Source organism: Sphingobacterium sp. JUb20 (genome assembly GCF_004342035.1).
Classification (GTDB): Bacteria; Bacteroidota; Bacteroidia; order Sphingobacteriales; family Sphingobacteriaceae; genus Sphingobacterium; species Sphingobacterium anhuiense.
Map to the genome: position 1 here is coordinate 233,022 of NZ_SLYV01000012.1, position 12,099 is coordinate 245,120.

At 36.4% G+C, this 12,099-nt stretch carries 7 protein-coding genes; all 7 read right to left on the reverse strand.

Annotation, left to right across the window (positions count from 1 at the left end):
• The 7 genes from pgmB to EDF66_RS20330 all read right to left on the reverse strand — a co-directional run bounded on the left by pgmB (position 1) and on the right by EDF66_RS20330 (position 11,924).
• Positions 1 to 648 (reverse strand): beta-phosphoglucomutase, encoded by a 648-nt coding sequence (gene pgmB / locus EDF66_RS20300; protein ID WP_021187800.1) that lies wholly within the window; start codon positions 646 to 648, stop codon positions 1 to 3.
• A 3-nt stretch (positions 649 to 651) separates the two neighbouring features.
• On the reverse strand, positions 652 to 2,499 hold the full coding sequence (locus tag EDF66_RS20305; protein ID WP_132844683.1) for a glycoside hydrolase family 13 protein: 1,848 nt from the start codon (positions 2,497 to 2,499) through the stop codon (positions 652 to 654).
• A 49-nt stretch (positions 2,500 to 2,548) separates the two neighbouring features.
• On the reverse strand, positions 2,549 to 3,523 hold the full coding sequence (locus tag EDF66_RS20310; protein WP_165902476.1) for a SusF/SusE family outer membrane protein: 975 nt from the start codon (positions 3,521 to 3,523) through the stop codon (positions 2,549 to 2,551).
• A 26-nt stretch (positions 3,524 to 3,549) separates the two neighbouring features.
• The gene (locus EDF66_RS20315) at positions 3,550 to 5,106 is read right to left on the reverse strand and encodes a RagB/SusD family nutrient uptake outer membrane protein (RefSeq protein ID WP_132844687.1); all 1,557 of its coding nucleotides are present in this window, start codon (positions 5,104 to 5,106) and stop codon (positions 3,550 to 3,552) included.
• A gap of 19 nt (positions 5,107 to 5,125) precedes the next feature.
• Positions 5,126 to 8,110 (reverse strand): SusC/RagA family TonB-linked outer membrane protein, encoded by a 2,985-nt coding sequence (locus EDF66_RS20320; protein WP_132844689.1) that lies wholly within the window; start codon positions 8,108 to 8,110, stop codon positions 5,126 to 5,128.
• A 21-nt stretch (positions 8,111 to 8,131) separates the two neighbouring features.
• Entirely contained in the window at positions 8,132 to 10,723 is a 2,592-nt protein-coding gene (locus EDF66_RS20325) for an alpha-amylase family glycosyl hydrolase (protein ID WP_132844690.1), read from the reverse strand.
• A 184-nt stretch (positions 10,724 to 10,907) separates the two neighbouring features.
• Positions 10,908 to 11,924 (reverse strand): LacI family DNA-binding transcriptional regulator, encoded by a 1,017-nt coding sequence (locus EDF66_RS20330; RefSeq protein WP_132844692.1) that lies wholly within the window; start codon positions 11,922 to 11,924, stop codon positions 10,908 to 10,910.
• Positions 11,925 to 12,099 lie beyond the last annotated feature (175 nt).

Sequence of the window (12,099 nt, forward strand, 5' to 3'; positions counted from 1 at the left end):
TTAATTTAAAACTTCTTCCAAACTGCTGATTGACAAATCGGTTCCATTCAAGTTTGAACCGATACCAATCACGCTCATTCCTGCAGCCCTTGCAGCATCTACCCCGGCCTGCGCATCTTCAAACACCAGACATACTTCTGGAAGTAACTTAAGATCACGGGCAGCTTTTAAAAAAACCTCTGGATTAGGTTTAGAAAGACTCACACTATTACCATCAACAAGGACATCAAAAAAAGAAATCATACCCGTTTTCTCGAGGATAAGCGGTGCATTTTTACTCGCAGACCCTAATGCAACCTGATATCCATTTTTCTTTAACCAATGCAACAGTTCAAGAGATCCAGGTAAAATTTCATCTGCTTTCATTTGCTCAACTAAATCTAAATACCAGCGATTTTTCCGTTCTGCCATTTCTATTTTTTCACTTTCAGAAGCATCAACTCCAGCCCAGTTTAAAATTTTCTCTAGTGAAGCAATTCTACTTACACCTTTTAATTGTTCATTTTCAATCTCTGTAAAATCAAATCCCAATTCCTGAGCAAGTCTTTTCCAAGCTTGAAAATGAAATACCGCAGTATCCACCAAAACACCGTCGAGATCAAAAATTACTCCCTTAATTTCCTTCAAAAGGTCCAATGCACTTTTCATTTTTTATTTTTTTAATTCAAACACCACTGTTTGATGAGGTTTTAATGTAATTTCCAATGGTATTTCTTGATCGATATCTGTTAAAATATTTTTCATTCGCGTTGCTTCTTTCATACTCTCCCTAAATCGAGCTAAGGGTAATTTAACCTCCTTGTCATTACAGTTCATAAAAACAGATACCACTTGGTTTTCGTGAGATCTGAAATATGCATACACATTATGTTCCGGTACATAATGCTGTGTTGCTCCATATTGTAGCACCGTATTATTCTTACGATAATTCGCTAACTTTTTAATATGATCGAACAGTTCATTTTCTGCATCAGATCGGCCTGAAGCATTAAATTTATTAACAGTATCACCCGCAAATCCACCTTTAAAATCTTCACGTAGCAAGCCATCAGGTCTATTAAAATTCTTCATCAATACCTCTGCACCATAATACATCTGTGGTATACCACGAGATGTCAGCAACCAAGAGAATGCCGCTTTATACTTCTCTATGTCCTCTCCAACCACAGAGAAAAAACGGTCCTTGTCATGATTATCTAAAAATATTACATTCGCTAATGGATTAGGATATTGATAATCCGATCCTAAAGTTGCATACAATCTATTTGCACCATCCTTTTCATTATTCAATGCATCTGCGATAGCATAATTTAATTGAAAATCAGTGACACCATCAAGCTTCGTATCGATCGACTGGCCAACACGTTTTCCTCCTAAGAAATAAGCTTGATTCGGTACAGACTGTACCCATGTTTCACCAAAGAATGAAAACTGAGGATATTCTTTTTGAATTGCAGCTGTCCATTTAGCCATAAAATCCAAATCGTTGTATGGATAGGTATCTATACGAAAACCATCAATACCTGCATACTCAATCCACCAAATATGACTCTGTAGAATATACTTCTGAACATATTCATTTTCTTGATTCATGTCGGGCATCGTCTCTACAAACCATCCTTTTTCCATTCGCTCGCGATCTGCAACGGAAGCATAAGGATCGAAAATAGTCTGATCTTTATAAGTGGTTTGTGTAAAACTTGGCCATTCATGCAACCAGTCTTTAAAAGGCTTGTCAATTACGGTCCAATGATACAGTCCTACGTGATTCGGAACGACATCATGCACCAATTTCATATTTCGTTTGTGTAGTTCCTCCCCAAGTTTACGGTAGGTTTCATTGGTTCCCAATCGTGGATCAATATGATAGTTTTCTGTATTTGCATAACCATGATAGGAAGCCTGGGGCATATCATTGGTCAGTAATGGTGTTAACCACACAGAAGTAACTCCTAGATCAGCTAGATAATCTAGATGTTGAATAACACCATCTATATCACCACCATGACGAGCATACATGGAATCACGGTTTACCTGAATCTCCCGTAAACCTTTTATTTGATCATTCTTTGTGTTTCCATTGGCAAAGCGATCTGGCATGATTAAGTAGATCAAATCGTCGGAATGGACACCCTGAGCTTTCACAGAAGATGTTTCTCTATTTTTTAATTCATATTTATAGCTTCCTAATAGCTTATTATTTTCATAAAATTCAATTGGATAAAAGCCAGCAGTTGCGTCGGAGTCAACCGATAGATCTAGAAATAAATAATCGGAATTTTCAACCGGATTAGTTTTGACTAAGGTTAAGCCTTGCTTCTTGATTTTAACCGTACTCTTCCCAATGCCTTTTCCATAAATAATCAACTGCAAATCAGAAGATTTCATACCAACCCACCAATGCAAAGGTTCGACTCTTTGTATAGAAAATTTACCTTGAGAGAAGGCATAAGAAAGCTGAAGTAGCATAAAAACACCACTTAACAATAAACGTATCATCGTTCAAAAAAAGTTTGAAGAAATAGGGAGCCTCATGCTCCCTATTAAATTAGTTTTTAGAAATTTTTGCAGAATAACCTGAAGCTGTTCGTGACAGTTCAATATCGTATTTACCAGCAGTAGCAATTGCTATATTGGCACCATCTTGTTGTAGAGCGGATAAGTCGCCTCCGATATTCACAGCCCAATCATCGTCCATTCGGAATTTTAATTCACCCGCAACCAGGTTTACTGTTACTTTCCAGGTATATACTCCCTTGCTACCTACAAAAGTTAAATCTGTATCACTATCCCAACCTTTAGGAGTTGCACTACCGATAACGCCCCAGGTTGATTTTGACACTTCATAGGTTTTAGCTTCAGCATCCATCCGAATTCTATAAAAATCATTCGAAGAAACAGTAATATTTCCAGCATCACCGCTTTGTAATAATGTTCCGTCTGTTGCTCCTTTACCAAAAGCATCTGTCCAGTCAACATTAGTCGGTAAAAATTTAAAGCCAGAACCATCTACGGTAACGTACTCATAAATCTCAAACTTAGTTTTACTTTCTTTATCGTACAAACTCATCGGAAGCGCTAAAGTTGGTTCCCAACCAGTGGCAACTGAGCCTCCAACAAGAAACATTTGTGGATTACTCTCTGTGAAAGTAATTGGTCTTGTTTTTTCAATAATCTGTCCTGAAGAATTATAACTGATTTTGAGTAAAGCCTCTCCTATCCATGATGCTTGATTAGGAATATCAAATTCTTTTGATAAAATAAATGTATTGGGATCAACAGTAATATTTTCTGTGAACAAAGCTTCGCCTGCACTTACGGGTACAATAGAGAATGTAAAATCCGTAACCTGATTAGCAATAAAACTAACTTTTAATTTTTTCCCGACTTGAATGGTCGAAACTGTACTTTCGTTAATCGACAATATTGGAACGTCCGTACCGTGCTCCACTTTCTTACAAGAGAACAAAAGGGAAGTAATACCAACAAATAAAACTAATAGTAATCGAAATATATTAGACATTTTCATAATTTCTATTCATTTAAAGATTAATAACCAGGATTTTGATCCAATTTATTATTATTAGCTCTTGCTCTTGCGGGAATAGGAAATAGACGTTTGTAAGTTTCTCCAGCATTTGCTGGTTTAAATAACTGAGCATCTTCCCATCTACCAAAACGAATCATATCTGTTCTTCTGGTCAATTCAAACGTAAATTCTAAGGCACGTTCTTTATAAATAGCGTCCAAAGTTAATGTGCTAGCCGTAAAATGTTTCTCCGGATTAACTGGAAATGCACGTTTACGGACCTGATTAGCTGCATCAACAGCTTGAGAAACACTTGCTGCTGTAGCTCCTCTTAAAACAGCTTCGGCTTTCATCAGCAACACGTCTGCTAGGCGGAATACAACCACATCATTGCCGGCATTATTACTAATCTGGTTCTTATCCGGATAGTATTTAATACAACGTGCACCTGCTAAACGTCCTCCATCATCCGCTCCTCCAATGTCAAAATCAGATCCAGGTATTAATTTATAATTATATGGATCTAACACGACATTAAGTCCGTTATAATTCAGAGGTTGACCCGTAGAATTATACTGTTGACCATATAACCATTGTTTTTTACGATTATCCGCATTTTCAAACAAGTCAAAATAGGCCGGTTGTGCACTCCATCCATTCCACGGATTAATGCTCAATTCAAAGGTTTGACGATGTGCATAATGTAGTACACGGTTGAATAAAGTATTCCCTGTAGCACGGGAAGCATCATAAGGAATTGAAAATATTGGTTCAGGATTTGAAGCGCCATTATCAGGTTTAAATTGCGTCAAAAAATCATTTTCTAGCGCATATTTCCCCGAATTAATTACAGCATTGCTATGTTCAACCACCTTATTCCAATTTGCAGTGCCACTATAAACCTGTGCATTTAAGTACAGTTTTGCTAATAAGGTATGTGCAAACCATTTTGTTGGTCGACCATAAGTAGCTTCTGTTTTTTCTTCACTTAAATTTGCTAGATTATCTTCTAAATCTTTTACAATGAATTTATAGACTTCTGCCCGAGCTGTAGTTGCCGGTAACTCTGTTCCTGTATCAAAGCTGGTAACTAGCGGAATGTTTCCGTAAGCATCCATCATCATAAAATAATACCAAGCGCGCATGGCTTTTATTTCAGAAATTGTCTGTGCTTTTGTAGTTGATTCTGGAGCTTGTTCTAAAATACTAAGCACACGGTTACAAGTACCTATTGCATTGAAACCCCAATCCCAATTATTTTGAACAACTTCATGTGACGCTGACCAAGTATGGTAATGCATGTCCCGCCATTTTCCACCATCAAACCAATCTCCTCCTCTTGTTGGGATAATAACTTCATCAGATCCCGCTGTTTGCAGACTAAAATAATTATCGAAATAACCTCTTGCACTGGTATATACAGGCCCTGTTAAGGCGATAAATTGTTCTGGAGTCTTGGGAAATGTATCTTCTGTATATGCTGAATACATCTTATCGTCAAATTTGGTACAAGACTGTCCTGCAACCAGTAACCCGGCAAATAAGAATAAATGAATTTTACTGAATCTCTTTTTCATAACTAATTGTGAATAAGGGTTAAAAAGTTAATTTCACACCTAACAAGAAAGATCTTGTTTTCGGATAATAATTTCTATTATCAACACCAGGTGCTAAACCACCTAAACTTACCTCTGGGTCTACACCCGAATATTTGGTTATCGTAAATAAATTTTGTCCAGATACATATAACCGAGCATTTTTTAAATATTTAGATTCTATGGTACTAAATGTATAACCCAATGTTGCATTATCTAGTCTTAAAAATGAACCATCTTCAATAAATCTGCTAGAAGCAATTAGTGGAGTTTCAAAGATGCCTTCTTCAACTGCATCTTTAGAAATATTCGTCACATTTGCTTGTTGAAGACGGCTTAAATCGGCACGGGTAGCATTAAAAATTTGATTGCCATACATACCACGTAAGAAGAAGTTTAAGTCCCAGTTTTTATATTGAAAACTATTATTCCATCCATAAGTAAATTTAGGAAGCGCCTGCCCCATGACCATATAATCATCTGGTGCCGAAATCTGATCCTGTGTGACAAGTTCACCTGTTGGTTTTTGATAAATCGTTTTCTTCGCAACTTCATCGTAGCCCATATAATTAGCAACATAGAATGTTCCTAATGCATGACCTGGTAAAACAATTGCTGCCGTTTGACCGGTCCAACCGTCAAGACCAATACTTCCTTCATAACGCTGCGATACGCCAATATTTTCGATATTAGAAGCTAATGAACCAACCTTATTGATATTACGGGCGAAGTTGACAGTTGTATTATATGAAAAATCACTATTGCGATAAACGACGGCATTTAAAGTGATCTCAACACCTTTATTACTCATGCTTGCTCCATTAGCTAATAAACGATTGAACTGATAAGGTGGCGAAGGAACGTCGTACTCATACAATAAATCCTTAGTTTCTTTATTATAATATTCAATGGTACCTCCAAAACGCCCTCTCCATAATTCAAAATCCAATCCAGCATTAAACATTGATGTACTTTCCCATTTTAAATCAGGGTTTTCATTTTGGTTAACGCCATAGGCATTCATCCAATTACCATTATATAGAAATTGACCATTTTGAGGACCGAAAATAATGATCTGTCGATATGGATCTATATTTTGATTTCCTGAAACACCATACCCCATACGTAACTTTAATTCACTAAATAAATCTTGGTCTTGCATGAAACTTTCCCTACTTATTCTCCAAGCTCCGGAAATTGAAGGAAATGTTGCCCATCTATTATTTTTTCCAAATTTTGATGAACCGTCACGACGTACAGATGCACTTAACAAATATTTTTCATCATAATTATATCCCACACGACCATAAACCGAAATCAATAAAGATTCTAAAATATAAGGATATGTACTATAAGGATTATAACCATCTGGCAAGGTTCCTAAATTAAGGTTATTGCCTCCTAGATCGTCAGACATAAAACCGACAGAAGAAGCAACAACACCATCATTATTTTTAGTTTTCTGATACGAATAACCAGCCATTGCATCAAAAGAATGAAGATTCTTAGTGACATTATAATTAACATAAGACTCAAAAATCTTATCTATATTTTTCAAGTTTGAACGTTCAGCAAATCCTCTTCCCAATGCTTTCGAATCAAAGTCTGTACGATGCATATAGTATTTTTTATCAAATTGATTTTGCTGATACGATATCACGTTAGTCCAGGTCAATCCCTTGAAGATCGTCAGATCCGCTTTTAAACTAGCTAGCAAAGTATTGTTATTTCGCTCTTCATCGCGTTGATTTAACATGGCTACAGGATTGAAATAGTTTGTTCTTCCAGGTACTTGGAAATAACCATTATATGGTGCATAAGCAACATCATCAGAACTAACCGGTGAAGTAGGCAGATAACGAGCTGCCCCATTAAAAATCCCGTAGTCTACATGATTGGATTTGTTCATACTATTTGCAACATTAAGCGCTAATTTCAAGCGATCATCAAAAGCATTTTGATCAATTCCAACCCGCGCTACGACCCTTTCTAAATCACTTCTTTTCACAATACCTTGGTTATTAAAGTAATTTACAGAAGCATTATAGCGAGTTCCTTCAGAACCACCTGTTAGCGAGAGATTGTGATTATGAGAAACCCCAGTCCGAGTTATTTCATCTTGCCAATCAGTATCAAAACCAGTCTCAGAGGCAGCTACAGTCAAACCATTGTCTGCAACAAATTGCTTGTGCTCAGCTGCACTTAACACATTGACACGATTTGCAACTCTTTCAATAGCAGCATAACCACTATAAGATAAGACAGGCTTACCTGCTTTACCGCGTTTTGTCGTCACGAAAATAACTCCATTTGCAGCACGTGACCCATAAATTGCAGTGGACGAAGCATCTTTCATAACATCCATCGATACGATATCATCTGGTGCTACCAATTCAATGTTTGCACCGACTACCCCATCAATCACATACAATGGTGAAGAACTAGCAGTCAATGACGATGGTCCGCGCAATTGGATAGTGGATCCTGCAGTAGGGTCACCACCTGATCTATTCACCGTCAAACCTGCAACTTTACCTGCCAATAACTGGTCAGGCGAACTCACTACCCCAGTATTAAATTCTTTTGGACCGACACTTGATATAGAACCTGTAATTTGCTTTTTCTTTGCCACACCGTAACCGATCACAACTACTTCTTCTAAATCGTTGGTACTTGAATTCAAGTTGAAATTCAACACATTTGCACCGGAGACAATTTGGATCGGTAAATCCATAGAACTGTAACCGATCATATTGACCGTAACAGTCGTCTTTCCTAGTGGCACTTGATTAATTGTGTACTCCCCGTTTTGATTTGTTGCTGTTGAAATTGGACTTCCTTTGATTACAATAGTAGCTCCGATCACAATTTCTCCCTTATCATCCACCACTTTACCAGAAAGTGAAGAATTTTGTGAAAAAGCATTCATCCAAAGCATCATCAAAAGACCAAAGGTCATTACAGCACGTAATGTAAATTTGCTCATAATGTAATTGATTTTATATATTTAGTTTATTAATTTAGTTTTACTTAAAAGGTAATATCCACCAGGCTTAATTGTAATCTGACTATTTTGATCCCAATTTAGATTCGATCGAGTCATATTATCATACCAGCTCCCCGCTAAATCTGATGTAATGTGAAACGCTCTCGTTACAATGTCAAAATTTCCGATAACAAATACAGTTTGATTTCCATCAGACATGGTATAGTATTTCAATCCATCCTGCAGTGAGGACGATAATAAAGTTGCTTTTCTAAAAATTGAATTTAATTTTTTCAACCTGATCAATTTTGCATAGTGCTCAAATAAATGCGTACGAGAAATGTTGGACAAATAATCCCATTTCAATGGTTTTTCCCCTGTTCGACCATTTTCATCTATCGAGATATCGTAACCGAATTCACCAAATTGCCAGATCATTTTTGGACCAGGACTAGTTAACAAAAACGTTGCTGCTGCTTGAATCCTATCTAAAGCAGTAGCAAGATTCTTAACAGAATAAGAACCGTCAGCATAACCATATTGAGCATTCTTAAATTGGATTCTTTCTTCATCATGAGACTCCATGTAGCTCACCATATTAGCTGTCTTAAAACCATGTGATTCCGCAAATAATCTACTCAAATCCGATTTAGATCCGCTATTATAGCCCATAGTCGCTTCATTAAAATTCCCATTTAAATTATTCCACAGTAACATTCCTTCAGCAGCTAATTCTTGTTCCTCTTGATCAGAACCGAAATGTTCTAAAATGACATAGCAACTTGGATCAAGAATTTTAAGATAATCATGATAATTTTTCCAGATCGCAACCCGGCTAGCATCATAAGCAGACCAAGACCCAACGTTAGTTTCTGCAGTACCCGTATTTTTCTGTGTAAATCCTTTTGATAAATCGAAACGGAAGCCGTCTATCTTAAATTCTGTAATCCAATACTTCAGAACATCCTTCACAAAAGTTTGTGTATAAGGGCTTTCATGATTAAAGTCATATCCGACATTAAAAGGATGTCTTGGTATCATATTAAACCAAACATTGTTAGAGCTCATCGTTTGCCCTTCAAAATACAGTTGAGCGAGAGGTGATTGTCCGAATGCATGATTAAGTACCACATCTAAGATCACCGCAATTCCTGACTGGTGAAGATTATCGATGAGACTTTTTAAATCATTTGCACGACCATAATATTTATCCACGGCTAAATGATAAGAAGGATTGTAACCCCAAGTAGAATTGGCTTCACTTTCCTGAACAGGCATCAGTTCGACGGCATTAATACCTAGACGCTTTAAATATGGAATGGAATCGCGTATCGCATTAAAATTATGCTGTTTTGAAAAATCACGTGTAAGCAATTCATAAATCACTAAATCATAAGCATTTGGTTTGTTAAAGTTTTGAACTTTCCAAGGATAGTGCGTACCATTCAATTCCAATACACTCACCTGACCTGTAGTCTGCTGTATCGGATATGCTGGCAACTCAGCGACCGAACTTCCTAAATTGCTATCATAGATTGGGTCCAATACTAACTTGCTATAAGGATCCCCTATTCTTAACTGACCATCAATTAGAAATTGATAGGTATACTTTTTTGAAAAATCCAAATCTGCTACTGTTAACCACCATGTACTTCCATCAGGCGTCTGTTTCAAGACATACTTTGATTCTGCCTGAAAATTATTAAAACTACCTAATAGAAAAATAGTTGATTTTCCAGGAGCAGTTAACGCGAAACTCACTGTTTTCTTTTCCTTGTCGATCGTTACACCGTTCTTATTGACGCCGATAGGAAGTGCTGCAATTTCAGGCTTATCATTAACGAATATCCGTAACTTCTTCTCGTAGCTATTTCCATTAACTTCTATGCGAGCAGTAACAAGATGTACACCTAAAGTTCCAAACTTACATTTAAATGTGTGCTGCGATGAATTGCTTACAATTTCCTGTTCAACTTCATCAATACGTAGTGAAAGTTTGCCCGCTACCGTAGAAAAAACTTCGATAGCGAGCTCTTCATTCAATAAATAAGCTTCTTTTTCCGATGTTAAAATATATGTAGGCTGTGTACTAGGTTTTAAAAATGAAAGATGAACTTCCCCTTTTGTAGCAACATCTACATAAATATCAGACCCTTCTCTATTCCTTTGAATTTTTGTTCCTGAACCATTGCGTACTACTAACGCAATTTTAATCACATCAGTTCCAGCAATTCCTTTAAAAACTTCACTCGGTTTTAACGTGATGCTATACCGTCCATCAGATTGACGGCTTAGCTTAAATGCATCATCATTTTTTGTCCAATCCGTAGCAACCTCTTTCCAATCATTTTCATCTTTACTTATAGCAGTAATTAGCCCAATATGTAAAAACAATGGTCCATCTGCCGATACCAGTGCCCGATTCCCCTTATTTACATCAAACATAAATGTAATGGACTCATCCCAGTAATTAAACAGCTTATTCGTTGTGACTAAACCAATATCACTAGGAGACACTTCACTTTCTATCGCTATAGTGGCAGGATTACTTTTTTTACAACTAAAAAAAATAACCGATATACTAAAAAATATACAGATAAAATAATGTCTCATAACTCCTTACAATTGGTAATATAATTTATGGGAACGTTCCCATAATGATGCATTAAAGCATCTTGTACGCTAAAAATATACTATGAATTCAAAGCTAAAATCCCTTTACAATTGGTAATCCTATACTGGGAACGTTCCCAATATTTATCTAAGATAAAAAGCTAAAGGCTTAAATCCAAACTTTTTAATGATTTTTTTTACTAGATTTCTGAAAAATTAGAGAAGATTCCAGATAAGTTACTTCTTGATTAGAGAAGCTAATCGGTTTAGCAATCAGTTGACACAGATATTCTGTAGCAGTTTTTCCCATTTCATAAGCGGGTTGTTTAACAACACTTAATCCAGGTTCTAGAAGATCTGCAATATCTAAACATGAAAAGCAGATCAACTTTAATTCAGAAGGAATATTAATTCCTTGACCTTTGGCAACACGCATTGCCGAAATAGCCAAACGTTCAACTGAAGCAAATAAACCATCAGGTTTCTGTATTTTATACAAATTCTTAATGTCTTCCATATTACCTTCTGATTCATTCACGGTATCAAGCACCAAATTAGCATCAAAAGGAATTTTATATTTTTCCAAAGCAGCCTGATAACCCGCCATACGTACCTTACCAATAGAGACATTTTGATTAATTACTAAATAAGCAATTCGTCTACAGTCGTTCTCTATTAAATGCTCTGTAGCAGCAAAACTTGCTTCAAAATCGTTTCCAGTTACATAGCTGGTATTCACATCATCATAAGTTCTATCAAAGAAAACAACCGGTATATTATTATCTTTTAGTACCTGAAGATGGCTATGATCATGGCCTTCACCAGAAGCAGACATAATAACCCCATCTACTCGTCCGTTGATCAACGATCGTATAATAGAAGCTTCTTTATCCACGCGGTGGTCTGTTACATAAATTAAAGTATGGTAATTTTTTGAACGGGCAACCAATTCAATTCCTTTAATCGCCTGACTAAAAAATTTATTTCCAAATTCAGGTATTATAATAGCGATGGTACTGCTTTTATTAGCTCTTAAATTGCTCGCATACATATTAGGTGAAAAGCCTAATTCATCAGCCATTTTTAAAATACGTGCTTTTGTATTTGGATTGATATCATTACCATCGCGGAAAGCCCGTGATACTGTAGACTTGGATAGACCTAAACGTTCCGCTAATTCTATAATTGTTATATGTGACATTGTTGCTGAAATAAAAGCATCTCAAATATAGAACAAATTTAGGATTTAAATGAAGCTTAAAGTAAGAATAGCTCAGGTATAAAAAGGTATAAACACAAAAAAGCCTCTGCTGTATAGCAAAGGCTTCTGTATAAAAAAAGGCACCGACCTACTCTCCCACCTGTTACGGCAATAC